A 25885-nucleotide genomic window follows, 5' to 3' on the forward strand; every position below is an offset into this window, starting at 1 on the left:
GCTCCCGCGCCACCCGGCCGCGCCACCCCCTCGGGTGAGGACCGGGAGCGCCCCGTGCCACCGTCGGGGGACAGCCCCGACGCTGGTGGGACACCGCCCGACCCGGGGGGCGAGGTGGCGCACCCCTACAACACACCCGTCGGGCACTGGCTTAGTAGTCTGGCGGGCCCTGGCGAACGGTGGCGAATGCTCGCCCGGCACTTGCCCGAGCCTCTAGCCTCGGATCAGCCGAGGAACCTGGGGGCTTCGTTGAGCAGGGAACCCAACACCCGACTGGCCGACCTGTTCGTCCTGACCGGATGGTCGAAGGGCGAGCTGGCGCGGCTGGTCAACCGTCGGGGTGCCGCGATGGGGCAGTTGCAGCTGTCCACCGACACGTCGAGGGTACGGCGTTGGATCGAGCAGGGGGAGATCCCGCGCGATCCGGTGCCGAGGGTGCTGGCGGCCGTGTTCACGGAGCGGCTCGGCCGTGTCGTCACCACTGAGGACCTCGGTCTGGAACGACACCGGCCCACCAGGTCCGGAGCGGACGCGTCCGCAGCAGTGCCATGGTCGCCGGATCGAACAGCCGCGGTCCTCACCGAGTTCACGGGAATGGACCTCATGCTGAACCGACGTGGATTGGTGGGCGCCGGAGCCGCGCTCACGGCCGGGGCGGTCATCGCCGACTCGCTGAAGGGCTGGCTGGGCGGGGACGCGGTCGCGTACGCGGCCTCCGTCCCAGGGCCGCGACAGGCGGTCGCCGGGGGCGGAGCGCACCCGGCGGCGGACGTGTACGACGCGGGCCCGGTCGGGCTCGACGAGGTGGAGTCGCTGGAGCACTCGGTACAGGTGTTCCGGGCCTGGGACGCGGCCCGCGGCGGCGGGTTGCAGCGCAAGGCGGTGGTCGGTCAACTGAACGAGGTCGGCGGCCTGTTGACGCACCGGCACGCACCGGCGGTGGAGCAGCGGCTGTGGCTGGTCGCGGCCAACCTGGCGGTGCTGGCGGGCTGGATGTCGCACGACGTGGGGCTGGAGCCCACCGCCCAGAAGTACTTCATGATCGCGGCCGACGCGGCCAAGGAGGCCGGCGACCGGCCACGGGCCGGCGAGGCGATCTCCCGGGCCGCGCGGCAGATGGTGCACCTGGGCCGGGCCGACGAGGCGCTGGACCTGATGTCGGCGGCCAAGGCGGCCGGCGGCCGGCTGCTGCCCAGAACGCGCGCCATGCTCAACACCGTCGAGGCGTGGGCGCACGCCTCGATCGGGCACTCCCAGGACACCTACCGGCTGCTCGGGGAGGCCGAGGACCTGTTCACCGAGGAGGCGCCGGAGCCACCGCCCTCGTGGATGCAGGTGTTCGACGAGGCCGAACTGCGCGGCATGCAGGCCCTGGTGCTGCGCACGCTCTCCGAGCACGACCCGGGGGCGGCCCCCGAGGCCCGCCGGCACGCGGAGCGGGTGATCACCCTGCGGGAGGGGACCGGGCAGCTGCGGTCGGCGCTGTTCGACCGGATCACCCTGGCCTCGGTGCACCTGCTCACCGGCGAGCCGGACGCGGCGCGGTTCCAGGCCAAGATGGTGATGAACCTGATCGGCCAGAACTCCTCGCACCGGACCTGGGACCGGCTGCGCGAGATGTACCGGCTGACCGCGCAGTACCGGGGGCTGCCCGTGGTGGACGAGCTGCGGGAGGAGCTGGGCCGGGCGCTGCGGGCGGCGGACGCCAAGAACCGGCGCCGGCTGACCTGACGGGCCCGCGGACGTACGGGCCCGGGCCGGGCCGTCGGGCGCGGTACGGCGGGGCGGGGGTTGTGGGCTCGGGGTGAGAGGGGCCGTGCGCTCAGTGCGGCGGGGCCGGGCGGAGCAGCATGCGCAGCGCGACGACCGTGCCGTCGGTGCCGAGGACGGGCTCGCCCGCGCACTCGACGCCGTCGTAGCGCCCGTCGGGCCGGCGGACCCGCAGGGTGCCGGCGGCGCAGCGGCCGTGCACCAGGGCGTCGGTCATCATCCGCCGCAGCAGCGGCCGGTCCGCCTCGGGGAGGCGGTCGGGCAGCCGGTCGAGGCTGAGTGGGCCGTGGCCCGGCTCGCAACAGAGGAGGAGGTAGGCCTCCGGGCTCCACTGGATCCCGTCGGTCAGCAGGTCCCACTCGGCGGAGCCGATCGGGCCGTCGTCGGTGATCGCGTCGTGGTCGCCGCCGGCGCCGAGGTACGGGCCGGTCGGCTCCTGGGCCGTGCCGTCCACTCTGCCGTCCGTTCCGCTGTCGGCGTCGCCCGTGCCGTCGCCCGTGCCGTGTCCGCCCGGGCCGCCGGCGCCGACCGTGACGCCGTTCGCCGTGCCGCTCCCGGCGCTCGCCGTACCGCCCCCGCCCGCCGGGGCGCCGTCCACGTGGGCGGCTCCCGGCGGGCGGGTGGCGCCTAATGGCATGTTCATGGCGGACCTATCGCTCGGTACACGGCCCGCGGTGTGCGGGCCGTTCGGACAGTGAGAAGACTGTCGCACAGCGTTGTCACCCCTGTGGGTGATTTCGACAGAACGCGGGCAAAATTTCCGCTGGCATATGCCACTGTGGCCGGAGCCGTCGTCGCCCTGTGTGCGGACGGGGGCCCGAGGCGGTAACCTTCGGTGATTCCGGCGCCCGGGCGCCCACCGCAGTACCGACCAGAGACCCCGGCGACGGAAATCCCGTTGCCACTCCGACCGCCGCAACGGATGCTGACCTCATGTTCGAGCCAGTGATAGCACCCAGTGCCAGCCTCCTAGGCCTCCTTCAGCGAGGCCGTGGTGACGGGCAGCTCCACGCGCTGGCCGCCGACCGTGCCGAGGCCATCGCCGCGCTGGAGGAGTGCGTCACCAGGGACCCGCGAGCCGACTGGCAGGTCGAGAGCCGCTCCCTCTACTACGCGCGCATCTACATGGACCTGGAAGCCCCCCTCGAGGGCATCGAGGACCACCTCCACTCCGCCGAGGACCTGGTCACCGACGACGAGAGCCGCACCGGCCTCGCCCTTTCCGTCCTGGGCCACCTCGCCGCGTACGGCCGGCGCGACGCGCTGCTGATGCTGCGCGAGTACGCCGCCACCGGCGCCAACTGGGCGTGGGCCCTCGACGAGCTGGCCCTGCGCGACGACGACCGCGGCCTGCTGCTGCTCGGCACCGCCGTACTGGACCACTTCGAGCCGGGCCCCGAGGGCGACGCCGAGCTGCGCGAGTTCATCCGCAACGCGTACGAGCCCCGGCCCTGGCGGCTCTGGGCGGCCTACCACCCCAGAGTGGCGGCGGCCAGCGAGCAGTCACCCTTCGACCTGTGGCAGCGCCAGATCAACCGCAGCGGGGTCACCCCCGGCTGGTCCACCGCCGACGTGCTGGCCTGGGCCGACCAGGGCGAGCTCGGCGGCCTCGGCGCCGGCGCCTTCCTCGGCTGGCCCGACGCCCGCCCGGAGCCCGCGCGCGGCCCCGACTCGCCGTCCGGCCCCGACGCGGTGGACCGCCGCGCCGCCGCGGCCGCCCGCTGCCTCACCGCCGTCGTCCGGCCGGAGGACCGTCCGCTGCTGCTGGAAGCGGCCCGCGACGGCCTGCCCGGCGCCCGCCGGGCCGCCCTGCGCCACCTGGTGGAACAGCGCGACCCGGCCGCCGTCGAACTGATCGAGGCCGCCGCCGCGGACGTGGACGACCGGATCGTCCGGGCCGCCCTGGAGCTGCTCGGCCGGATGCGCGGCCCCGAGGTGCTGACGCAGGCGCGCCGCTGGGCCGACCCGGCCAGCGGCGGCGCCGACAGCGCGCTCGGCGAGGCCGCCGTCCAGCTGCTCGCCGACGCCGGGGAGCCGGCCGACGCGCCGCTGGTGGTGGCCGGGCTGCGCCGCTGGATCTCCGTGCGCGGGGTCAGCGGTACCGGGCTCGGGTCGCTGGTCGACGGTGCGGGGCGGCTGGCCGCCGCCGACGCCGTCCCGGTCCTGCGCCACGTCTACGGGGAGGCCGCCTCCTCCGAGCTGCGCGGACGCGCCGCCCAGGCGCTGGCCGCGACCGACGTGCACTTTCCCGAGGGGCCCGCCGTCGAGTGCCTCTGGGACTGCGAGGAGTCCACGCGTGAGCTCGCCGCGCGCCATGTCGCCACCACGGGCGACGCGCGTGTGCTGGAGCGGTTGCGCAGGCTCGCCGCCGACCCGGCCGAGGAGGCCGAGGTCCATGCCGCCGTACGCGGCCGGCTGACCGCCGCCCGGGAGTTCGGGCGTTAGGGTCCACAACGTTCGGTGGGCCGGGACACCGTGTCGGTGTCCCGGCCCACTCGCTTCCGCGGGTCCTGGTGTTGTGGAACCCGGTTCTACTTCACCGCGCCCGCGTCCGGAGTCAGGACGCCGCCGACGACCAGTCCGATGATCAGAACGCCGAGCAGCACCCGGTAGACGACGAACGGCAGGAAGCTGTGCGTCGAGATGTACTTCAGGAACCAGGCGATCGCCGCGTAGCCGACCAGGAAGGCGATCACCGTGGCCAGGATGGTCGGCCCCCAGGCCGGGGCCGGGCCCTCGCCGATCTTGAACAGCTCCAGCGCCCCGGAGGCGAGCACCGCCGGGATGGCGAGCAGGAAGGAGTAGCGGGCCGCCGCCTCCCGGCTGTAGCCGAGCAGCAGACCCGCGCTGATCGTGCCGCCGGAACGGGAGACGCCCGGGATCAGCGCCAGTGCCTGGGCGAAGCCGTAGACACCCGCGTGCGGCAGCGTGAGGTCGGTGATCGGACGGGCGTGGCGGACGGCCCGGGTGCGGTCGGCGAAGGCCAGGATCAGGCCGAAGACGATCAGCGTGGTGCCGATGATCCGCAGGTCGCGCAGGTGGGTCTCGATGGTGTCCTGGAACAGCTTGCCCAGGATGCCGATCGGCAGGGTGCCGATGATCACGAACCAGCCCATCCGCGCGTCCGGGTCCGAGCGCAGCGCCGGCCGGAACAGGGACAGTGCCCAGGTCTTGATGATCGAGGCGATGTCCCGGCGGAAGTAGATCAGCACCGCCGTCTCGGTGCCGAGCTGGGTGACGGCCGTGAAGGCCGCACCCGGGTCGTCCCAGCCGAGCAGGGCCGAGAAGACCCGCAGGTGGGCGCTGGAGGAGACCGGCAGGAACTCGGTGAGCCCCTGGATCAGGCCGAGGACGGCCCCGTGGAACCAATCGATCACCGGGCACCCGCCGGGGGTATCCGTCGGGCGAGGGGCAGGGGCGGCATGGGCGGGTCCTTGCGGGTCGGATGGGCGTGCGGGACCACCGTGACCCGCCCGGCCCGCGGGCCGCGCGCGAGCCCGGCGCGCGGCTGATGGTACGGGGTGAAAGTGACAGTTCTTTGTTCACCCTTTGTTCCGGCTTTGCGCACAGGGCCCCTGCCGCTCCGGCGGCGGCCGGGAGCTACAGCACCGGCCGCGCCCGGACCCAGGTGCGGTCCGCCGTCAGGTAGCGCTCGACCACCAGACCGGCCTCCGCGAGCGCCCGCTCGAACGCCTCGGTGCTGAGCGGTCGGGACAGGAAGGTCTGGGTCCAGGTGCCGTCCGGGAAGACGTACTCGAACCGCACGGAGTTGACGCCGTCGCCGACCGGCGTGGCCGAGACCAGCCGGGCCCGCCCGTCCGGGCCGATCGGGCTCTCCCGCGGCACGTTCCGGTGCCAGTCCTCGCCCTCGCGCTGCACCAGCACGCAGCCGTCCTCGGCGACGTGCCGGCGGCAGGTCTCCAGCAGGCCCCGGCGGACCGTCACGTCACCGGCGTGCACCAGGAAGGAGGCGAGCATGACGACGTCGAAGCGCTCGCCGAGGTCCAGTCCCTCGATCGGGCTGCGCACCGTGCGGACGTCCGGGCGGACCCGGGCCAGCATGTCGGCGGACTCGTCCACGGCCGTCACGGTGAAGCCCCGGTCGGTCAGCGGGTGCGTCATCCGGCCCACGCCGCAGCCGAGTTCGAGGATGTGCGCGCCGGGCGGCACCGCCGCCTCGATCACGTCCGGGGCGTCGCCCGCGGGGAGGCGGGTCCACACTTCGACGGCGCAGCCGTCCGGGGTGATCGCACCCTCGCCCGTCCCGTCGTAGCCATCGCGTCGTTCGTCTGCCATGCCGTTCATCGGAACACGGACGGGTGGGCGGGGGAAGAGGGCGTCGGCAGGTCCGCGCGGGCCGCGGCGCGTTCGGGGCCCGGTCTACCGGGGGCCGTCCTCCAGATCGGCCAGGGTCGCGTGCAGCCAGGCGAGTTCGGCCTCGGTGGTGGCGCGGGCGACGAGCAGCAGGCCGCGCCGGAAGGGGTCGTCGAACTCCTCGGCGCCGAGCGGGCGGTCGCCCTCGTAGAAGAAGCTGGCCGGCTCGGCGAGGAAGGCCAGTCGGCGGCGGAGCACGGCGGCCTGGGCGGCGGGGTCGGCGAGGTGCCGCAGGAAGGCGAGCAGGGTGAACCAGCGGTTCTCGTCGCTGACGTCGAGCGGTTCGGGCTCGCGCAGCCGGTCGAGCAGCGCGGCGCGGCCGGCCCCGGTGAGGTGCAGGGTGTGCCGGGGCGCGGCGGCGCTGCCCGGCTCGGTCTCGCGGACCAGCAGGCCGTCGGCCTCCAGACGCTTGATCGCGGGGTAGAGCGTGCCGTCGCTGATCGGTCGGACGTGCCCGGTGAGCGCGGCGAGGTGGCGGCGCAGCTCGTAGCCGTGCAGGGGGCGGTCGTACAGGAATCCGAGGATGGCGAGCTTCAGCATGGGGCCACTCTCTCAGATCCGTCCCTCGGGGCGTGGGTATCTCGCTATTGCGATACCTCGTGTTCGAGGTATGGTCCTGCTCGTCCGCCGGAAACCCCCGGGCCGGCACCCCGAGCCGGCCCCCCAGGAATGAGGAGCGAGTGAGCATGCGCGAGGCCCCCGTCACCCCGAACGGCGACCGGATCCGCTGGGTCGAGCTGCCCGGCGCCGAGCCGGTCCGGCTCTACCTGCACGGGCTCGGCTCCAGCTCGCCGGCCTACTTCGCGGCCGCCGCCGCCCACCCGCTGCTGGCCGGGCGGCGCTCGCTGCTGCTGGACCTGCTCGGCTTCGGCCTCAGCGACCGGCCGACGGACTTCGGCTACACGCTGGAGGAGCACGCGGGCGCGGTCGCGGCGGCGGTCGCGGCCGCCGGGCCGGACCGGGTCGAGGTGGTCGGCCACAGCATGGGCGGGGCGGTCGCGATCGTCCTCGCCCGGCGGCACCCGCACCTGGTCGAGCGGCTGCTCCTGGTGGACGCCAACCTGGACCGGATCGACCCCGACCGGCGCCGCCCCGGCAGCAGCGGCATCGCGGCCTACGACGAGGAGGAGTTCCTGGCCGGTGGCCTGGGCGAAGTCGCCGAGCGGGTCGGCCCGTTCTGGTGGTCCACCATGCGGCTGGCCGGCCCGGAGGCGCTCCACCGCAGCGCCCGCCACCTCGCCCGGGCGACCGAACCGACCATGCGCGAGCTGCTGCTCGGCCTCGACCTCCCGTGCACCTTCCTCCATCCGGCGGCGGACGGCGAGCCCGTCGGTGCCGACGCCCTCCGTGCGGCCGGAGTGCGGGTGGTCGCGGTGCCGGACTGCGGGCACAACATCATGGTCGACAACCCGGACGGCTTCGCGGCCGCCGCGGCGGAGGCGCTCGAACGGGGGTGAGCGGGTTCGTGGGTCGCCCGGTGCTCCCGCTCAGCGCTCCCGCAGGGGGACGAAGCGCACCGGCGTCCCCGGCCGGGCCTGGGCGGCGGCCGCGAGGTCGGCGGTCGGCACGACGCCGATCACCGGGTAGCCGCCGGTGGTCGGGTGGTCGGCCAGGAACACCACCGGCCGGCCGTCCGGCGGAATCTGCACCGCGCCCAACGCCATTCCCTCGCTGGGCAGTTCGCCGTCCCGGGCACGCGCGACCGGCGGGCCCTCGGTGCGCAGCCCGACCCGGTTGCCGGTCGGGGAGACCAGGTACCGGTCGTGGCCGAGGCGGGCCACCGCCTCCGGGGTGAACCAGTCCGCGCGTGGTCCGAGCCGCAGCCGCAGCACCAGTTCGGCCGGGGGAGCGGGCAGCGGCACCAGCTCGGGCCGGGCCCGGTACGGCGGCGGGGTGCCGACCGGCAGGCGGTCCCCGGCGGCCAGCGGGGCCGGCCCGAGCCCGGCGAGCAGGTCCGTCGAGCGGCTGCCGAGCACCGGCGGGACGTCGATCCCGCCCGCCACCGCCAGGTAGCCGCGCACCCCGGCCGTCGCCGCCCCCACCTCCAGCAGCGCTCCGGCCGGCACCAGGACCGGCGCGCCCCAGGCGGCCGGCCGGCCGTCCACCCGGACGGGCGAGGGCGCACCGGTGACGGCGACCAGGACCGCCGCGACGGCCCGCAGCGCGACCCCGCCGAGCGTGGTCTCCAGCCCGGCGGCCCCGGGTTCGTTGCCCACCAGCCGGTTGGCCGCCCGCAGGGCCGGCTCGTCCAGCGCCCCGGCCCTCGGCACCCCGAGGTGGGCGACCCCGCGCCGCCCGAGGTCCTGGACCGTGGTCAGCGGCCCCGGCCGCTCCACCACCAGCTCGTTCAACTCGTCTCCCCCTCAGGCCCGTTCCGCGGTGAAGCGGACCCGGGTGCCCGGGGCCAGCAGGGCCGGGGGCTCGCGGTCGGCGTCCCAGAGGGCGAGCGCCGTCCGGCCGATCAGCTGCCAGCCGCCGGGGGAGGGGTGCGGGTAGACGCCGGTGTACGGGCCGGCCAGGGCGACCGAGCCGGCCGGGACGGAACTGCGCGGGGTGGCCCGGCGCGGCACCTCGTACGGCGCCGGGAGGCCGGTGAGGTAGCCGAAGCCGGGGGCGAAGCCGCAGAACGCGACGACGTACTCGGGCCCGGTGTGGATCCGGACGGCGGCCTCCACGGAGACCCCCCACAGCGCGGCGACCTCGGCCAGGTCGGCGCCGTCGTACACGGTCGGGACCTCCAGCAGCGGTCCGCGCGCCACGTCGACCGCCGCCGCCGCCGTCGGACGGGCGGTGCGCAGCAGGGCCGCGACCGCGTCGACGTCCGCGACGCCGTCCAGCAGCAGGGTGCGCGCGGCCGGGACCAGTTCCTCCACCGCACCGAGCGCCCCCGACTCCCGGCGCTCGTTCAGCCAGCCGTACAGCGCGGCCACCTCGGCCGTCCCGGGCAGTTCGACCAGCAGCGCCCGCTCGCCGACCCGGCGCACCGTCCCCGGTGTCACGTGAAGGCCTCCACCCGGACCCCGGCGGAGGCCAGGGCGCCGCGGATCCGCCAGGCTAGCTGGGCGGCGCCGGGGGTGTCGCCGTGGACGCAGAGCGAGCGGGCCTCGACGGCGATCCGCTCGCCGCCGGCGGCCTCCACCGTGCCGTCCCGGGCGATGGCGACGGCGCGGGTGATCACCGACTCGGGGTCGTGCACCACGGCGTCCGGCTCGCGGCGCGGCACGAGGGTGCCGGTACGGGTGTACGCGCGGTCGGCGAAGGCCTCGGCGACCACCGGGAGCCCGACGCCCTCGGCCACCTCCAGCAGCAGCGAGCCCGGCAGGCCGAGCACGGGCAGCGGCCCGTCGCAGACCGCGCCCGCCCGCAGCACGCCGGCCACCACGGCCTCGGCCTGCTCGGAGTCGCCGACCACCCGGTTGTAGAGGGCGCCGTGCGGCTTGACGTAGGAGACCTTGGAGCCGGCCGCGCGGGCGAACACCTGGAGGGCGCCGATCTGGTACGCGATCTCGTCGGCGAGCTCCTCCGGGGGCACGTCCATCGCGCGGCGGCCGAAGCCGGCCAGGTCGCGGTAGGAGACCTGGGCGCCGATCCGGACGCCGCGCTCGGCCGCCAGCGCGCAGACCCGGCGCATCGTCGACGGATCCCCGGCGTGGAACCCGCAGGCGACGTTGGCGCTGGTCACCACCGACAGCAGGGCCTCGTCGTCGGTCAGGGTCCAGCGTCCGAACCCCTCTCCGAGGTCCGCATTGAGATCGATCACCGCATCGGCCACGCCCGTCCGCCTCCCAGCAGCTGTTGAGCCAGATGGTAGGGCCTGCGGATGAAGGCCGTTGCCCGTGACCCGGAGCCCCGCGGGCGCCGCGGCGTGTGCCCGGGGCCGCACGCCCCGGGGCGGCGCCGCGCGGGGTCGCGCCGGGGTGCGAGCCGGGCGCGCGGGCCGCCCGGGCTCAACCGACGGTCGCCGACCCCCGGAACGCGCGCTCCAGCGGGCGCAGCGCCCGCAGCACGAGCAGGAGCGGGATGACACCGAAGACGCCGAACGACATGTCGATGAATCGCCATGCCAGCGGGATCCCGCGCAGCGGCCCGCAGATCAGCGCCAGCGGGATGACGGCCCCGCAGGCCAGCACGGCCCAGCGGATCACCCAGATGTTGCGGACCGGGTCCTTGAGCGGCCCCCAGAAGGCGGCGGCGATCACCAGGTGGGCGAAGGCCAGCCAGTCGGTGCCGTAGGCGAGGAAGGGGTACCGCGCGTTGGTCTCGGCGACGCCCGTGTGGACCCGGTCGATCCAGGCCGTCGCGCCGGGGAGGTGATCGCTCAGCGGCGCGGCCGGGCCGGCGGCGAAGTCCGCCAGCCAGCGGGTCTCGGTCTCCAGCGGGAACGCGGTGAGACCGCTGAGCACCAGGCAGACCAGGAAGAACCAGAGCCACCGTCGGACCTTGCGAAGGATGACCGCCGAGTCGCCGTCCATCTCGCACACCTCCATGCCGAGCATGCCGAAGTGCAGGCGGAGCCTTGTCCCGCCTGCGCGGAACCGACTCTAGACCTATCTTTTGAACGTGTTCAACTAGCCTTCGGGGTGGGTGGGGCCCAGGCGGGGCCCAGGCAGGGCCCAGGCGGGGCCCGGCGGAGTCGGCGGGAGGGTGGTCGGGGGCGCGCGAGGGTGGGCCGGGGCCGGATCGGGGGCTGGAGGGGAACCGGTCGCGTCGGCGGGAACGGTGGCCGGGGCCGCACCGGGTCGAGCCGGAGTCGTGCAGGGGACGCGGCGGCACTGCCCCGCCCCGAACGCAGCGGTGCCCGGGCTCCGCGGAACCCGGGCACCGACGGCGGCCAGTGCGCCGCGTACGGCCGCTACGCCGTGTAGGTGTACGTCACCGGCGCGCTGGTCCCGCCCGCCGTGGTGACCGTGACGTCCACCGGCCCGGGCTGGGCGCCCGCCGGGGCCGTGGCGGTGCAGGCGGCCGGGCCGCAGGAGACGTGGGTGGCCGGCACCCCGCCGAAGGCCACCGACCCGTACGTCAGGTTGCTGCCGAACAGGTACACCCGGGTACCGCCGGTGGCCGGGCCGGAGGTGGGAGAGACGCTGCTGAGCACCGGTGCGGCCGGGGCCGGCGGCGGGGCGCCGGTGTAGTCGAAGGTGACCGGAGCCGCGGCCGTGCCGCCGGGCGTCACCACGCTGACCGGGGCGCTGCCCGTGCCGCCCGGGGTGGTCACCGCGCAGGCGGTGTCGGTGCAGCGGCCGGGGGCCGGGACGCCGCCGACCAGCACCATGCCGTTGGCCAGGTTGCTGCCGCTGACGGTCACCGCGGTGCCGCCGGTGCCCGGGCCGGTGGCGGTGTCGAGGCCGGTGACGGCGGGGGCGGCCTGGACGGTCGCCGGCAGGGAGCTCTTGCTGCCGAGGTCGTAGCCGGAGACGTGCCCGGTCGGGTCGGCGTCGTTCGGGTTGGAGACCGTCGCGGTGATCGCGCCGACGATCGGCACGCCGGGCGTGGTGGCCAGGTTGAGCTTCATGAAGTTGTAGCTCCCGACCGGCCGGGTGCCGGTGAACACGGCCTCCAGGTGGCGGTGGTCGGGGGAGAGGGCGGTGGTGAAGGTGTAGTCCGCCGGTGCGGGGAAGAACATCGCACCGTCGGTGGTGACGCCGGGCGGCAGGTCGAGGGTGATGTGGGTCGGCCCGGTCAGGTCCGTGGTGCCGGCGACGGTCCAGGACACCGACATGTTTCCGGTGGTGAAGAACCCGCCGGGGTAGTTCCCGCTCTGCGAGACGGTCACGTGCTGGGCGGAGGTCGGGACCGCCGGGGTCGCGGCCTCGGCGGTGGCACCGGTGGCGAGGACGGCGCCGGTGGTGAGGGTGGTCACGGACAGCGCGGCGGCGAGGCCCGCTTTGGCCAGTCGGGTGATCATGGGTCGATCATCACCGAACCGGTGCGCGACCCTCACGGTTTTCTCGAATACCGGTTCGGGAATGGCGGAATCCCGTCGAAACCACGTTCCGAATCCGTCACCCGAACCGCCGCCCACCTGCCGCTCCGCCCGCCCGCAAGGTCCGTTTCGGTCGAACTCGGTGCGAACCTCTAATCTTGTCCACCGTGACCGCCATCGCAGACCCGCCCATCGAGCCCGGCCTCCGACCCCCGGCCGGCCCGGCCGCCGCGCGCCCCGCGCCCGGCCCCGCCGCCGACGAGGGCCTGGCCCGCCGGCTCAAGGCGCTGGCCTGCACCGCCCCGCTGCACGACCTGGACAACCGCAAGGTCAACCTGGCCGGCGAGTACGGCGGCTACGCGATGGCCGAGGTCGGCCTCGCCGCGATCGACCTGGTCACCCTGCACATGGACTTCGACACCGGGGCCGACCGCGAGATAGTGCTCGCCCGGCTGCTGCCCCGGGTCGCCGCCCAGGCCGTCGGCCGTCCCGCCGTCGAGCACGAGCGGGTCGCCCGCTGGGTGCTGGAGTCGCTGATCAACGTCGGCAGCGTGGACCGCGGCTTCCGCGCCGTCTACGGCACCTTCGGCGCGGACGGCGAGTACGTCCGCCGCGACTACGACTTCAAGCTGATCGAGGAGGTCCCCGGCCCCGACGGCGGCGTCTACCTGCGCACCACCGACGAGGCGGTCAACGTCCTGGTCGGCGCGCTCGACACCGACGTCACCTCGGCCCAGATCGCCGCCGAGGTCAAGCTGGAGGTGCTGATCCGCCGCGGCCGCCTGGCCGACGCCCAGCTCGCCGCCGAGCAGGCCCGCTACCGCACCGTCCAGTACGCCGAGACGCTGCGCCGCGCCCTGGACGCCACCCGCCGCAACGTCCGGGCGGTGGACTGGATGCGCGCCGTCCCCGATCTCATCGAGGAGGCGCTGGACCACATCGCGGACCGCTACCGGCACGAGAACGCGATTCTCACCAACATCCGCAAGGCCCGCGACGAGGCCGAGGACCCCGAGCACAAGCGCCGCGCCGCCGAGCTGGTCGACATCGTCAAGGACTGCATCCGCCGCCACACCCAGCTCCAGACCCGCCTGCTGGAGGCCGGCCCGCTGTTCCGCGCCGAGCAGGACCGCCAGGCCTTCGCCGCCCCCGGCGCCCGCAGCGGCATCGACCTCTACGGGCAGCTGCTCGCCCCCGTGCTGCGGCTGCCGATAGAGCAGGCCGTTCGCCCCACCGGCGCGTTCTTCGCCCGCGGCGCCGGTCTGCGAACCCCGGTCTCGGTGCGGGTCGCCGACCTGGTCGACCTGCTGCTCACCCCGCCGGTCGAGCGCGAGCACCTCGGCGCCGAGCTGCCCGACCCGGACCTCGTCGCCACCCCGGACGACAGCCGGTTCTCCGAGGCCCAGCTGGAGTCCGCGATGCTCCTGCTCGACCTGCCCCCGGACGCCCCCCGCCGGCTCTCCGGCCTGCTCGCCGACGCCCGCAAGCAGGACCCGGACCTGCCGTACCTGGTCGCCCTGCTCGCCGTGCACGCGGCCAGCCCGCCGGTCGGCACCGCCTACCGCCAGGGCGAGGAGCGGCTGCTGTTCGCCGTGGACGACGGCACCCCGCTGCGCGACCGGGAGTTCGGCGGCGCCGACCTGATCGTCGGCAGCGCCCTGCTCGACGCGGTCGGCATGGCCGCCGACCGCAAGGACGCCGGCTGACCGGCCGGGAGCACACGTTGCCGGGACCAACCCCGCCGGGACCAACCATGACGAACAGTAACCACCGCGCCACCCCCGAGGAGCACCGCCCGTGACGACCCACCACGACACGTCCTGGGCGGCCGAGACCGAACCCGCGGCCCCCGCGCCGATCACGCCGGCCGACGTCGCGGACGCCGCCCGACTGGTCTCCTTCGGCCTCCAGGCCAAGCTGCTGCCCGCCCGCGACGCCGAGTACGCCGACCTGGTGCGCCGCCACCGCGAGGACCCGCCGTTCGCCCGGCTCGCCGACGCCATCGCGACCGGCATGGGCCTGGTCGTCCTGGAGGTCTCCCCGCGGGCCGGCATGGCCGTGGCCGCCGCCGAGGACTCGCTGTTCGCCGTCCGGATGGGCGACTACTCGCGCCGCGCCGCCTCCGAGTCCACCGACCGCTTCCTGCACGGCCTCGCCCACCTGGCCGTCGCCGCGATGGCCTTCCCGCGCCCCGAGGACCTCGCCGACGACGGCTACCTCGGCCGGATCACCGTCAACGGCGTCGACTCCTTCGTCCGCCAGGCCTGCCGCCGCCTGGAGGAGCAGGCCGACGCGGACGGCGCCAACACCGACCCGGCCTCCGACGCCCCCGGCCTGGAGGCCGCCTGGCGGGTCTGGGCCCGGCGCACCGCCACCGGCGCCACCAAGGACGCCCGCCGGCTCTCCGGCTCCACCATCGGCATCGTCGCCAAGGCCGTGCTGTTCCTGGTCGACTCCGGCTTCCTCCAGAAGGTCTCGGACGACTCCGGCGGTACCTACCGCACCACCGCCCGCTACCAGCTCCAGGTGCGCGACCTGGCGGGCAGCGCGGCCATGGCCGAACTGCTCGACCTCGGCATCGTCCCGGTCTCCGACGGCACCGCCAGCCTGCTGCCGCCGGACACCGGCGACGAACTGGTCGCCGACGCGGGGCTGCCGTTCCACTCCCTCTGAGCCCCGGCGCCCGGAGCCCACCCGCTCCGGGCCCACCGCGCCGGCCCCGGCCCACCCGCCCCGATCCGGCCCGCCGCCCATCCCTCACGCCACGCAAGCCACGGAGAACAGCCGCACATGTACGAGCTCAACCGGGTCCGCCTCTACTCGATCGGACCGGCCGGCGCCCGCTACGCCGACACGGTGCTCGACCTGCGCGGCGTCGGCGAGCCGGTCGCCGACCCGGCCCCGCAGCAGATCGGCCTGTTCGGCGAGGAACCCGACGGCCCGGTCCGCCGCCCCGCCCCGGCCGGCGTGCTCTTCCTGGAGAACGGCGGCGGCAAGTCCGTCCTGCTCAAGCTGATCTTCTCGGTCATGCTCCCCGGCCACCGCAACACCCTCGGCGGCGCCAGCTCCGGCGTGCTGCGCAAGTTCCTGCTCGCCGACGACTGCGGCCACGTCGCCCTGGAGTGGCAGCACACCGTCACCGGCGAGCCGATCGTGGTCGGCAAGGTCAGCGAGTGGCGCGGCCGCCAGGTCTCCTCCGACCCGCGCAAGTTCGCCGAGACCTGGTACTCCTTCCGCCCCGGCCCCGGCCTGACCCTCGACTCGCTGCCGGTCGCCGAACGGGTCAGCCTGGCCGGCGACCAGAAGGCCCGCGGCCGCCGCCGCACCATGAAGGGCTTCCGCGACGCCCTCACCGAGGCCGGCAAGGCCCACCCGCACCTCGACCTGGTCTTCGAGGACGGCCACGACCGCTGGACCGAGCACCTCGGCGAACTCGGCCTCGACCCCGAACTCTTCCGCTACCAGCGCGAGATGAACGCCGACGAGGGCGAGGCGGCCGGCCTCTTCGCGGTCAAGCACGACAGCGACTTCACCGACCTCCTGCTGCGCGCCGTCACCGACACCCGGGACACCGACGGCCTCGCCGACCTCGTGCACGGCTTCGCCGCCAAGCTCGGCCGCCGCGCCGAACTCACCGCCGAACGCGACTTCACCGCCGGCTCGCTGGACCTCCTGGAGCGCATCGCCGAGGCCACCACCGCCCGCGAGACCGTCCGCGAGGCCCACCGCACCGCCGAGCGCCGCACCCGCCGCCTCGCCCACGCCCTCGCCTCCCGCGCCACCGCCGAACGCGACCGCGCCCAGGACCTCGCCATCGAGGTCGCCGCCGCCGCGAGCGCCGTCACCGCCGCCGAGGCCGACCGCACCCGGCACAGCCTGATCACCGACGAACTCACCCACCGGCACGCCACCCTGAGCCTCACCGCGGCCACCGCCGAGGCCGCCGCGCTGCGCCGCGAACTCATCGACGCCCGCACCCTGCACTCCGCCTGGCAGGCCGCCGAGGCGGTGCTGCGCCAGCGCGCCGCCGCCGACCGGGTCGCCCGGGTCGCCGCCGCCATCCGCGAGGCCGAGCTGGACGCCGCCCCCGCGCTCGCCGCCCGCGCCCGCGCCGCGACCGCCCTGGCCCGCGCCCTGGAGGCCGCCGCCGCGGCCGCCGAGTCCCGCGCCGACACCGAGGAGGAGCGCGCCGGCGAACTCCAGCAGGACGGCGGCAAGGCCCAGACCGACGCCACCGAGGCCGCCACCGCCGCCCAGAAGGCCCGCAGCGAGGCCGACCACCTGCGCCAGCGCCTCGCCGAGGTCGAGCAGGAGACCGAGGCCGCCGTCGCGGCCGGCTTCATCGACGCCGACGGCGACGTGGACCCGGCCCGCGCCGCCCTGTACGCCGCCGACGTCGAGAAGGCCGCCTCCGCCGCGCTCGCCCAGGCCCGTACCGCCGCCGAGTCCGCCGCCGCCCGGCTGCGCGAGGCCGCCGCCGCCACCTCGCGCGCCGAACTCGCCGCCGAGCGGGCCGGCGACGCGCGCAAGGACGCCGCCCGGTCCCTCGCCGCCGAGCAGCGCACCGCCGCGCTGCTCGCCACCGAACAGCGCCTCGCCGACCTGCTCTCCCTGACCCCGTACCAGGAGGGCGCCGAGGAGGACGCCGGCTTCCTCACCCCCGCCCTGCTCGACCGCAACGCCGAGTACCTGCGCGAACTCCTCGACGAGTCCATCGCCACCGCCGAACGCACCCTGTTCGACCTCCGCACGGCGGCCGCCGACGACTCCCGCATCCTCGCCGCCCTCGGCGACGGCGGCCTGCTGCCGCCCGGCCCGGACGTGCTCGCCACCGTCGAGTACCTCGCCGAGCACGGCATCCCGGCCCTGCCCGGCTGGCGCTACCTCGCCCAGTCCGTCGACCCGGCCGACCACGAGGCGATCCTCGCCGCCCGCCCCGAACTGGTCGACGGCGTCGTCGTCACCGACCCGTCCTCGCTGGAGCGCGCCCGCGAGGCCCTGCAGGCCGCCGCCCTGCTGCCGCGCTCCACCGTCGCCGTCGGCGCCGCCGCCTCGCTGATCGCCCCGATCACCGACGAGCCCGCCTTCTTCCTCGTGCCGCCGAACCCGGCCATGCACGACGAGTCCGCCGCCGACGGCGAGCGCCGCGAACTGCGCGCCCGGGCGAGCGCCCGCGAGGAGCACATCCGCGAACTGGCCGGCCGCCTCGGCGCCGACCGCGCCCTCGCCGCCCGCCTCGCCTCCTGGCACGCCAGCTGCCCGCCCGGCACCCTCGCCGAACTCGCCACCGCCGCCGAGGCCGCCCGCGAGCACGCCGAGCAGGCCGCCGCCGCCCTGGCCACCCTGCGCGCCGACCACGACGAGGCCGAGACCGACCACGCCGCGGCCGCCTCCGCCCACGAGGAGCACCGCGAGGCCGCCCAGCGCGCCCGCCGCCGCGCCGACGCCCTCTCCGGCCTCGCCTTCCGGCTGCGCGAGCGCGCCAACTGGGCCCGCCGCCAGCGCGAACTCGCCGAGGACGCCGCCGAGTGCGACCGCCGCCAGGCGCTGTGCGCCGAACGCGCCCGCACCTGCGACGAGGACCGTCGCGCCGCCCAGCGCGCCGCCGACGACGCCCGCCGGACGGCCCGCGCGCTGCGCGCCGAACGCGCCGAGATCCCCGCCGCCGAGCAGGCCGACGAGCCCGCCGAGGCCGCCCCCGCCGCGCTGCCCGCCCTGCGCGAGGCCTACCGCGCCGCCTCCCAGCTGTACGAGAAGGTCGGCGTCGGCGCCGACCTGCGCGCCGAACAGGCCCGCGCCGAGGGCGACGAGGCCGCCGCCGCGACCGAACTCGACCGCCTCACCAACAAGGTGCGCATCCGTGCCGAGGAACTCCTCGGCAGCCCCGACGGTGCCGACGGCCCGGCCCGCCAGGCCGCCGCCGCCCGCGCCGAGGAACTGGTCGCCACCATCGAGGCCCGCTCCGCCACCGCCAGCGAGCAGCTCGGCCGGCTGCGCGGCGAGGCCGAGCGCTCCGCCCCCGCCGACGGCGAGGCGCACACCGAGCTGCCCGAGGACCTCGTCCCCACCGATCCGGAGCACGCCCAGGCCCTGCTGCGCACCGCCACCAGCCGCCTGGCCGAGCGCCGCGAGGCCCTGGACGCCGCCCGCACCGCCCACGCCGACCTCCAGCGGACCTTCGACACCGCCCAGGCCTCCGCCGCCGACTTCGACGAGCTGGCCGGCCAGCTCCGCGACGGCCTGCGCGACCACCAGGAGGACCCGGACGACCCGGTCGAGCCGTACCTGGGCTCGCTGACCGAGGCCCGCACCGGCGCCACCGAGGCCCGCCGCGCCCTGCGCACCGCCGCCGGCGAACTGTCCTCCTCCGAACTCGCCGTCCGCGACACCGCCGACGCCCTGGTCCGGCACGCCAACGCGGCCCGCTACGAGGCCGTCCGCACCCCCGCCCGCCAGCAGATCCGCGAACTGCCCGCCTCCGCGCTGCCCGAGCACGCCGCCGCCTGGGCCACCGCCTTCGCGCCCCGGCTGCGGGTGCTCACCGACGAGCTCGCCCAGCTGGAGAAGAACCGCGGCTCGATCGTGGACCGGCTGCGCGGCCTGGTCGAGTCCTCGCTCACCACCCTGCGCGCCGCCCAGCGGCTCTCCCGGCTGCCCGAGGGCCTGGGGGAGTGGTCCGGCCAGGAGTTCCTCCGGATCCGCTTCGAGGACCCGGACCACGCCACCCTGGTCGAGCGCCTGGGCGAGGTCATCGACGAGGCCACCCGCGCCGCCGTCAGGAAGAACAGCGACCTGCGCCGCGACGGCATGTCCCTGCTGCTGCGCGGGGTCGCCGCCGCGATCGGCCCCAAGGGCGTCAGCGTCGAGATCCTCAAGCCCGACGCGGTGCTGCGCGCCGAGCGGGTCAGCGTCGGCCAGATGTCCGACGTCTTCTCCGGCGGCCAGCTGCTCACCGCCGCCATCGCGCTGTACTGCACGATGGCCGCGCTGCGCGCCAACGACCGCGGCCAGTCCCAACTGCGGCACGCCGGCACGCTGTTCCTGGACAACCCGATCGGCCGCGCCAACGCCACCTACCTGCTGGAGCTCCAGCGGGCCGTGGCCGACGCGCTCGGCGTCCAGCTGATCTACACCACCGGCCTGTTCGACACCACCGCGCTCGCCGAGTTCCCGCTGGTGATCCGCCTGCGCAACGACGCCGACCTGCGGGCCGGCCTCAAGTACATCTCGGTCGAGGAGCACCTGCGCCCGGGCCTGCCCGCCGCGCCGGACCCGGACGGCCCGACCATCCACGGCGAGATCACCGCCACCCGGATGTTCAAGCGCCCCGCGGAGGTTCCCGCCCAGCCGTGAACTGGCTAGCGTGATCGCCATGCTGACGATCGCGCACCTCAGTGACATCCACCTCGGCCAGGACCACGGCCGGGACGACGGCAAGCGTGCCCGCCGGCGGGCCGAGCAGGTGATGGCGTACCTCGACGCCCTGCCCGGCCCGCTGGACGCGGTGCTGGTCACCGGCGACCTCGCCGACCAGGGCCTGCCGGAGGAGTACCGGCAGGTCGCCGAGGTCCTGGTCTCCCGGCACCCGGTGTTCACCTGTCCGGGCAACCACGACTCCAGGTCGCCGTACCGGGAGGTGCTGCTCGGCGAGGCGCCGGGGGAGGGGCCGGTCAACCGGCTGCACCGACTGCCGGGCGCCGACGTGCTGATGCTCGACTCCTCGATACCCGGGCAGCACGACGGCCTGCTGGACGAGCCGACGCTGGACTGGCTGGACGCCGAACTCGCCTCCGGCCGCACCGAGTTGCCCGCCCTGGTGGCCTTCCACCACCCGCCCGTGGAACTGCACCTGCCGTACGTCGACCCGATCCGCCAGTTCGGCGAGGAGCGGCTGGAGCGGGTGCTGCGCCGCCACCCCCGGGTGGCCGCCCTGTTCTGCGGCCACGCGCACACCTCCGCGGCCACCGCCTTCGCCGGCCTGCCGCTGCTGATCGCGCCCGGCGTGGTCTCCACCGTCACGCTGCCCTTCGAGGGCGGGCCCGGCATCTCCTTCGACCACCCGCCGATGCTGGCCTTCCACGTCCTGGACGAGGACCGCCGGCTCACCACCCACTACCGGGCGCTGCCGCTCCGGGACTGACCGATCGGCCTGGTGCTACGGGTGGTTGGGCTGCACCCGGGCCTGGCGCGGCGGCTGCTGCGGTGGCTGTCGCGGCGGTTGGTAGGGCTGCTGGTACGGCGGTCGGGGCGGCTGCTGGTTCCCGTACGGCGGCTGCCCCGACCCGTACGGCTGCGGCTGCTGCCGCCCCGGCCCGTACGGCTGCGGTTGCGGCTGCGGCGACTCGTACGGCTGCCGGTACACCGAGGACGAGCCGGGCCGGGGGAACGGCCGCGCGGCCAGCGGCTCGGAGGGCGCCCGGCTGCCCGCCATCGGGTGCGCGGAGCCCGGCGACTGCATCCGCTGGGCCGCGACCTGGCGGGAGATCAGGATCTCCACCAGGCACCACATGGTGCCGAACACCCCCAGCCCCATCGCCAGCAGCGCGGGCGTCAGCAGCCAACTGTCCGCGTACGAGGCCAGCGTCGCCACCACGACGCCGACCAGGGTGAAGGACAGGCAGAGCACCGCCCGGACTGCGGCGGCGCGTACCTCGTCGGGTAGGCGGCGACGGCGGCGGCGTGGCACGGACATCGAGCGACCCCCAGGCGCGTGGCGCGTGTTCGGTGAAGCATACGGAACGGGCGCACACGAAACGCGCCCCCTCGGCTCACTCTGCCCCGCCGAACCAGGACTATGCCTCCATAACCGCCGAACTGCCGCCAAACCGTGCCATCCGGCCCGTCATTGCCGTCCCGGCAGGCCTGGCAGGCGCCTCCGGCGCCCCGGTTCAGTCCAGCTGGGCGTTGAGCTCCTCCAGCGCGCCGCTGACGATCGTCCGCATCGCCCGCTCGGCGTGGCCGGCGTCCTTGGCGCAGATCGCCTCCGCGACCTCGCGGTGCAGCCGGATCGCGTACGACTCCGGCTGATCGGGCATCAGATGGTACTCGGTCCGGCCGGTGAGCACCGCCGCGACGGTGTCCCCGAGGTGGGCGAACATCTCGTTGCCGGAGGCGCGCAGCACCAGGGAGTGGAAGGCGATGTCGTGTTCGAGGAAGGTGGCCAGGTCGGCGGCCCGCGCGGTGACCGTCAGATCCACGGCCAGTGAACTGAGTTCACGCCGGTCGTCGTCGCTCGCGTGGGTGGCGGCGAGCGCGGCCGCGGCCGGTTCGACGGCCACCCGCAGGGAGCCGAGCGAGCGCAGCTGGGCAGGCCGGTCCGAGCCGGCCAGGCGCCAGCGGATCACCATCGGGTCGAAGACGTCCCAGACCGACTTCGGCTGCACGGTGATCCCGACCCGTCGCCGGGACGCCACCATGCGCATCCCCTCCAGGATCCGCACCGCCTCCCGGACCACCGTCCGGGAGACCCCGAACCGGTGCTCCAGCTCCTCGCCGCGCAGCACGGCCCCCTCGGGGACCTCCCCCGACGCGATCGCCGGTCCGAGCTCGTCAAGCAGCCGCCCGGGCAGCCCCTGGATCTCCATCCGCCCAGGGTAGACGCCCGCCCCGCGCGCGTTCACGTCGCCCTGTGGCGGTGGTCGTGCCGCCCCGCGGTCCGGGTCGTGCCGCCCCCGTGGTCCGGGTCGTGCGTCCTGCGACCCAGACCACACCGCAAAAGTATGACGATTTGGTTTCCGCCACTTGAATACGTCATATCTTTGAGGCGATAGTGGCGGCCAGGCAACGAAGGAGCACCACCCCATGGCTCTCAGCGTCGAGAACCACGACTTCCCGCAGTCCCCCCTCACCATCGTGGTGATGGGCGTCTCGGGCGTCGGCAAGACCACCCTGGCCCGCCTGCTGGCAGACCGCCTCGCCCTCCCCTTCGCCGAGGCGGACGACTTCCACCCGGCGGCCAACATCGCCAAGATGTCGGCCGGCATCCCGCTGGACGACGAGGACCGCGCGCCCTGGCTGCGCGCCATCGGCGCCTGGCTCAAGGAGCGGGCCGAGGCCGGTACCGGCGGCGTGGTGACCTGCTCGGCGCTGAAGCACCGCTACCGCGACATCCTGCGCGCGGACGCCCCGGGTGCCTTCTTCCTGCACCTCAGCGGTGGTCACGAGCTGGTCGAGGACCGGCTCTCCCACCGCACCGGCCACTTCATGCCGACGTCGCTGCTCGACTCCCAGTACGCCACCTTGGAGCCCCTGGGTGCGGACGAGCGCGGCGCCGCCCTGGACGTGGGCCCGTCCCCCGAAGAACTCGTCGAGATGGCCGTGGCGCTGCTGCGGCCCGTCAATGGAGACCTCGCGTGAGCATTGCCCCCACTCTGCTGGCGGCCGCCCCACCGGCCCTGCCGCACACCAGCAGCGACTCCCAGCTGCTGATCGCGGTGCTGCTCAGCATCGGTGCGATCGTCGTACTGATCACCAAGCTGAAGCTGCACCCGTTCCTCGCCCTCACGCTCGGCTCCGGTCTGCTGGCCGCCGTCGCGGGCGCCCCCTTCGACAAGCTGCTCAGCAGTTTCTCGACGGGCTTCGGCTCCACCGTCGCCAGCGTCGGCCTGCTGATCGGCCTCGGCGCGATGCTCGGCAAGCTGCTCGCCGACTCCGGCGGCGCCAACATCATCGCCGACACCGTGCTCTCCCGCACCGGCAACAAGGCGCTGCCCTGGGCGATGGCGCTGATCGCGGCCGTGCTCGGCCTGCCGCTGTTCTTCGAGGTCGGCGTCGTCCTGCTGATCCCGATCGTGCTGCTGGTCGCCCGCCGCGGCAACGTGCCGCTGATGCGGGTCGGCATCCCGGCCCTGGCCGGCCTGTCGGTGCTGCACGGCCTGGTGCCCCCGCACCCGGGCCCGCTGGTCGCCGTCGACGCGCTGAAGGCCGACCTCGGCATCACCCTGGCGCTCGGCCTGCTGATCGCCGTCCCGACCCTGGTCATCGCCGGTCCGCTGTTCGCCCGGGTGGCCGAGCGCTGGGTCGGCCCGCTGGAGATCCCGGCGGCCACCGCCCCCGAGGAGACGGCCAAGCACGACCGCACCCCCTCCTTCGCCGCGGTGCTGGCCACCATCCTGCTGCCCGTCGTGCTGATGCTCGGCAAGGCGCTGGCCGACGTGGTGATCGACAACCCGAAGGCGCTGGGCCAGCGGGTGTTCGACTTCATCGGCTCCCCGCTGATCGCGCTGCTCGCCGCGACCCTGCTCGGCATGGTGACGCTCGGCAAGGCGGCCGGCTTCGACAGGGCCCGGGTCTCCGACACCGTCGGCAAGTCGCTCGGCCCGATCGCCGGCATCGTGTTCATCGTCGGCGCGGGCGGCGGCTTCAAGCAGACCCTGATCGACGTGGGCGTCGGCAACGCGGTCAGCGAGTGGTCCGGCAAGTGGCACATCTCCGCGCTGCTGCTCGGCTGGCTGATCGCCGTGCTGATCCGCCTGGCCACCGGCTCGGCGACGGTCGCCACGATCACCGCGGCCGGCATCGTCTCCCCGCTCGCCGCGAACATGTCCTCGACCCACGCGGCCCTGCTGGTGCTCGCGATCGGCGCCGGTTCGCTGTTCCTCTCGCACGTCAACGACGCCGGCTTCTGGCTGGTGAAGGAGTACTTCGGGATGAGCGTCGGGCAGACGCTGAAGTCCTGGTCGGTGATGGAGACGGTGATCTCGGTGGTCGCCATCGCCCTGATCATGCCGCTCAGCCTGATCATCTAGCGCGCGAAGCAGCACCGCCGAGGGGCGGCACCCGTGACCGTACGGGTGCCGCCCCTCGGCGTTTCCGGCCTCCCGGCCGTGCCAGGAGTCGGGTCAGCGCCGCGACAGCCCCGACAGCACCGCCGCCGTCGCCGCCAGCAGCTCCTCCGCGGCCGCGCCGCCCGCCGCCGTCCGGGCCAGCACCCCCTCGCGCGCCGCCAGGACCACCGTCGCGGCCTGCCCGGCGCTCGCGCCCGGGGGCACCAGCTCCGGCAGGTTCCGCTCCAGGACCCCGGCCAGCGCGGCCGCGACCGCCCGGTCGTGCGCGGCGACCTGCTCGGCCAGCGCCGGGCTCCGGGCCGCGACCAGCCGGAACTCCAGGAACAGCAGGATCCACCCGGTCTCCGCCGGCTCGACCCGCAGCAGCGCCTCCACCAACCGCCGGGCCCGCTCCCGCGGCGCCAGCGACTCGCAGGCGGCGGCCAGCTCCGCGAGCTCGGCCAGTCGCTGCCCCGCCTGGTCGTCGAAGAGGGCCAGCAGCAGGTCCTCCTTGCTGCCGAAGTTCGAGTAGAAGGCGCCGCGGGTGTAGCCGGCGGCGGCGCAGACGTCCTCGATGCTCGTCCGGGCGAAGCCGACGGAGAGGAACAGCTCGCTCGCCGCGGCCAGCAGCCGGGCCCGGGTGTGGATGCGGCGTCTGGGTGGTCGGGGGGCGGTGTCGGCGGGGGGCGGGTTCACGGGAGAACGATACATGGTGTATTCAGTACGAGTCGTATTCAATACGAGCCGTACTGAACGAGGAGCCGCTCCGTGAGTCGACTGCTGATCACCAACGCCCACCTGCTCCACCCCGAGGACGGCACCCGCACCGACCTCGGCTGGCTGGAGGCCGCCGACGGCCGGATCGCCGCCACCGGCACCGGCCGCCCGCCCGCCGCCGGCGAGGACGTCCGGGTCCTCGACGCGGCCGGCGGCACCGTGCTGCCCGGCCTGATCGACGCCCACGTCCACCTGCTGATCACCTCGCTCGACCTGCCCGACTTCGCGAACTGGACTGCCGGCTACGCCACCGTGCGCGCCCTCGCCGAGGCCGAGCGGATGCTGCGCCGCGGCTTCACCACCGTCCGCGACGTCGGGGGCGCCGACCACGGGATGGCCCGGGCCCTGGACGAGGGCCTGGTACCCGGCCCGCGGCTGCTGCACGGCGGCAAGGCGCTGTCCCAGACCGGCGGCCACGGCGACCTGCGCCCGCTCGGCGAGGACGTGCTGCCCTGCTGCGAGTCCCGCCCGAACTTCGCCCGGATCGCCGACGGCGTGGACGCGGTGCGCACCGCCGCCCGGGACGAGTTCCGCAAGGGCGCCCACCACCTCAAGGTGCTGCTCTCCGGCGGCGTCGCCTCCCCGCACGACGAGATCGGCGCCGTCCAGTACAGCGAGGAGGAGATCCGCGCGGTCGTCGAGGAGGCCGAGAACCACAACCGCTACGTCACCGTGCACGCCTACCACCCGCGCGCGATCGACCGCGCCCTGCGGGCCGGTGTGCGCTGCGTCGAGCACGGCAACCTGCTGGACGACGGCACGATCGCCCTGCTGCTGGAGAAGGACGCCTTCCTGGTGCCCACCCTGGTCGCCTACGAGGAGACCGCCAGGCTCGGTGCCGCCTCCGGCCTGCCGGCCGCCTCGCTGGGCAAGCTCGCCGAGGTCCGCGACCGGGGCCTGGAGGCCTTGGAACGCGCCCACCGCGCGGGCGTCGACCTGGTCTACGGCAGTGACCTGCTCGGCCCGCTGCACCCGGCCCAGCTGGAGGAGTTCACGCTGCGCGCCCGGGTCCAGCCGGTCGCGGACGTGCTGCGCTCGGCGACCACCACGGCGGCCCGGCTGCTCGGCATGGCGGGGGAGATCGGCACCCTCGCCCCGGGCGCCCACGCGGACCTGCTGGTGCTCGACGGCGACCCGCTCGCCGACCTCACCGTCCTCACCCGGTCCGACCTCCACCCGAAGCGGGTGGTCAAGGCCGGCGTCCCGGTCTGACGGCCCGGCCGCACAGCCAAACGGCCGTACGGCGAAACGGCCGTACGGCGAAACGGCCGCACAG

The 25885-nt window shown here is 75.2% G+C and carries 22 protein-coding genes; 10 read left to right on the plus strand and 12 right to left on the minus strand.

Annotated features, from left to right (window positions below; all coding sequences use genetic code 11):
• The first annotated feature begins 249 nt into the window (after positions 1-249).
• Positions 250-1731, plus strand: a complete 1482-nt coding sequence (locus ACWDCZ_RS10735; protein WP_049660292.1) for a DNA-binding protein NsdB — start codon at positions 250-252, stop codon at positions 1729-1731.
• A 91-nt stretch (positions 1732-1822) separates the two neighbouring features.
• Here ACWDCZ_RS10735 and ACWDCZ_RS10740 read toward each other — a convergent pair whose 3' ends face one another.
• Positions 1823-2413: a PAS domain-containing protein gene (locus tag ACWDCZ_RS10740; RefSeq protein ID WP_388051188.1), complete on the minus strand. Its 591-nt coding sequence runs from the start codon at positions 2411-2413 to the stop codon at positions 1823-1825.
• A gap of 290 nt (positions 2414-2703) precedes the next feature.
• Here ACWDCZ_RS10740 and ACWDCZ_RS10745 point away from each other — a divergent pair, with 290 nt between their 5' ends.
• Positions 2704-4215 carry a HEAT repeat domain-containing protein gene (locus ACWDCZ_RS10745; protein WP_449815753.1) on the plus strand — a complete coding sequence of 504 codons (1512 nt, stop codon included), beginning with the start codon at positions 2704-2706 and terminating at the stop codon, positions 4213-4215.
• 86 nt (positions 4216-4301) lie between these two features.
• Here ACWDCZ_RS10745 and ACWDCZ_RS10750 read toward each other — a convergent pair whose 3' ends face one another.
• From ACWDCZ_RS10750 to ACWDCZ_RS10760, 3 genes are all read right to left on the minus strand, one after another.
• Positions 4302-5144 (minus strand): undecaprenyl-diphosphate phosphatase, encoded by an 843-nt coding sequence (locus ACWDCZ_RS10750; RefSeq protein ID WP_049659308.1) that lies wholly within the window; start codon positions 5142-5144, stop codon positions 4302-4304.
• 226 nt (positions 5145-5370) lie between these two features.
• Positions 5371-6066 carry a class I SAM-dependent methyltransferase gene (locus tag ACWDCZ_RS10755; RefSeq protein WP_375876689.1) on the minus strand — a complete coding sequence of 232 codons (696 nt, stop codon included), beginning with the start codon at positions 6064-6066 and terminating at the stop codon, positions 5371-5373.
• A gap of 84 nt (positions 6067-6150) precedes the next feature.
• Positions 6151-6684 carry a PadR family transcriptional regulator gene (locus ACWDCZ_RS10760; RefSeq protein ID WP_375876688.1) on the minus strand — a complete coding sequence of 178 codons (534 nt, stop codon included), beginning with the start codon at positions 6682-6684 and terminating at the stop codon, positions 6151-6153.
• A gap of 146 nt (positions 6685-6830) precedes the next feature.
• Here ACWDCZ_RS10760 and ACWDCZ_RS10765 point away from each other — a divergent pair, with 146 nt between their 5' ends.
• A complete protein-coding gene (locus ACWDCZ_RS10765; protein WP_449815754.1) occupies positions 6831-7601 on the plus strand; it encodes an alpha/beta fold hydrolase in 771 nt (256 codons plus the stop codon).
• A gap of 30 nt (positions 7602-7631) precedes the next feature.
• Here ACWDCZ_RS10765 and ACWDCZ_RS10770 read toward each other — a convergent pair whose 3' ends face one another.
• The 5 genes from ACWDCZ_RS10770 to ACWDCZ_RS10790 form a co-directional block, all read right to left on the minus strand.
• Positions 7632-8495: a 5-oxoprolinase subunit C family protein gene (locus ACWDCZ_RS10770; RefSeq protein WP_449815755.1), complete on the minus strand. Its 864-nt coding sequence runs from the start codon at positions 8493-8495 to the stop codon at positions 7632-7634.
• Positions 8496-8507: 12 nt separating this feature from the next.
• Positions 8508-9143: a 5-oxoprolinase subunit PxpB gene (gene pxpB, locus ACWDCZ_RS10775; RefSeq protein ID WP_449815756.1), complete on the minus strand. Its 636-nt coding sequence runs from the start codon at positions 9141-9143 to the stop codon at positions 8508-8510.
• Positions 9140-9916 (minus strand): LamB/YcsF family protein, encoded by a 777-nt coding sequence (locus ACWDCZ_RS10780; protein ID WP_234348727.1) that lies wholly within the window; start codon positions 9914-9916, stop codon positions 9140-9142. The genes pxpB and ACWDCZ_RS10780 overlap by 4 nt, the downstream gene beginning before the upstream one ends.
• Before the next feature lie 175 nt (positions 9917-10091).
• Positions 10092-10616 carry a hypothetical protein gene (locus tag ACWDCZ_RS10785; protein WP_449815757.1) on the minus strand — a complete coding sequence of 175 codons (525 nt, stop codon included), beginning with the start codon at positions 10614-10616 and terminating at the stop codon, positions 10092-10094.
• Between the two features lie 380 nt (positions 10617-10996).
• Entirely contained in the window at positions 10997-12049 is a 1053-nt protein-coding gene (locus ACWDCZ_RS10790; RefSeq protein WP_449815759.1) for an IPT/TIG domain-containing protein, read from the minus strand.
• A 185-nt stretch (positions 12050-12234) separates the two neighbouring features.
• Here ACWDCZ_RS10790 and ACWDCZ_RS10795 point away from each other — a divergent pair, with 185 nt between their 5' ends.
• The 4 genes from ACWDCZ_RS10795 to ACWDCZ_RS10810 all read left to right on the plus strand — a co-directional run bounded on the left by ACWDCZ_RS10795 (position 12235) and on the right by ACWDCZ_RS10810 (position 20207).
• Positions 12235-13773 carry a hypothetical protein gene (locus ACWDCZ_RS10795; protein WP_449815760.1) on the plus strand — a complete coding sequence of 513 codons (1539 nt, stop codon included), beginning with the start codon at positions 12235-12237 and terminating at the stop codon, positions 13771-13773.
• Between the two features lie 91 nt (positions 13774-13864).
• Positions 13865-14740, plus strand: coding sequence for a hypothetical protein (locus ACWDCZ_RS10800; protein ID WP_049658421.1), 876 nt, complete (start codon positions 13865-13867; stop codon positions 14738-14740).
• A 117-nt stretch (positions 14741-14857) separates the two neighbouring features.
• Positions 14858-19420 (plus strand): hypothetical protein, encoded by a 4563-nt coding sequence (locus tag ACWDCZ_RS10805; protein WP_449815762.1) that lies wholly within the window; start codon positions 14858-14860, stop codon positions 19418-19420.
• Positions 19421-19439: 19 nt separating this feature from the next.
• On the plus strand, positions 19440-20207 hold the full coding sequence (locus ACWDCZ_RS10810; RefSeq protein WP_416876026.1) for a metallophosphoesterase: 768 nt from the start codon (positions 19440-19442) through the stop codon (positions 20205-20207).
• Positions 20208-20222: 15 nt separating this feature from the next.
• Here the strand turns inward: ACWDCZ_RS10810 and ACWDCZ_RS10815 are convergent, their stop codons facing one another.
• Positions 20223-20759 carry a hypothetical protein gene (locus ACWDCZ_RS10815; RefSeq protein WP_143204763.1) on the minus strand — a complete coding sequence of 179 codons (537 nt, stop codon included), beginning with the start codon at positions 20757-20759 and terminating at the stop codon, positions 20223-20225.
• A 196-nt stretch (positions 20760-20955) separates the two neighbouring features.
• Positions 20956-21651, minus strand: coding sequence for a FadR/GntR family transcriptional regulator (locus ACWDCZ_RS10820; RefSeq protein ID WP_049658539.1), 696 nt, complete (start codon positions 21649-21651; stop codon positions 20956-20958).
• 217 nt (positions 21652-21868) lie between these two features.
• Between ACWDCZ_RS10820 and ACWDCZ_RS10825 the strand changes: the two genes are divergently transcribed.
• Both ACWDCZ_RS10825 and ACWDCZ_RS10830 read left to right on the plus strand, forming a co-directional pair.
• Positions 21869-22423, plus strand: a complete 555-nt coding sequence (locus ACWDCZ_RS10825; RefSeq protein ID WP_074006352.1) for a gluconokinase — start codon at positions 21869-21871, stop codon at positions 22421-22423.
• Between the two features lie 2 nt (positions 22424-22425).
• Positions 22426-23814, plus strand: a complete 1389-nt coding sequence (locus ACWDCZ_RS10830) for a GntT/GntP/DsdX family permease (RefSeq protein ID WP_449815767.1) — start codon at positions 22426-22428, stop codon at positions 23812-23814.
• 93 nt (positions 23815-23907) lie between these two features.
• On the opposite strand, the gene ACWDCZ_RS10835 is transcribed toward ACWDCZ_RS10830, so the two are convergent.
• Positions 23908-24528 (minus strand): TetR/AcrR family transcriptional regulator, encoded by a 621-nt coding sequence (locus tag ACWDCZ_RS10835; RefSeq protein WP_449815763.1) that lies wholly within the window; start codon positions 24526-24528, stop codon positions 23908-23910.
• A gap of 72 nt (positions 24529-24600) precedes the next feature.
• Here ACWDCZ_RS10835 and ACWDCZ_RS10840 point away from each other — a divergent pair, with 72 nt between their 5' ends.
• Positions 24601-25821: a metal-dependent hydrolase family protein gene (locus tag ACWDCZ_RS10840; RefSeq protein ID WP_049657372.1), complete on the plus strand. Its 1221-nt coding sequence runs from the start codon at positions 24601-24603 to the stop codon at positions 25819-25821.
• Positions 25822-25885 lie beyond the last annotated feature (64 nt).

It is taken from the genome of Kitasatospora sp. NPDC001225 (assembly GCF_053597855.1).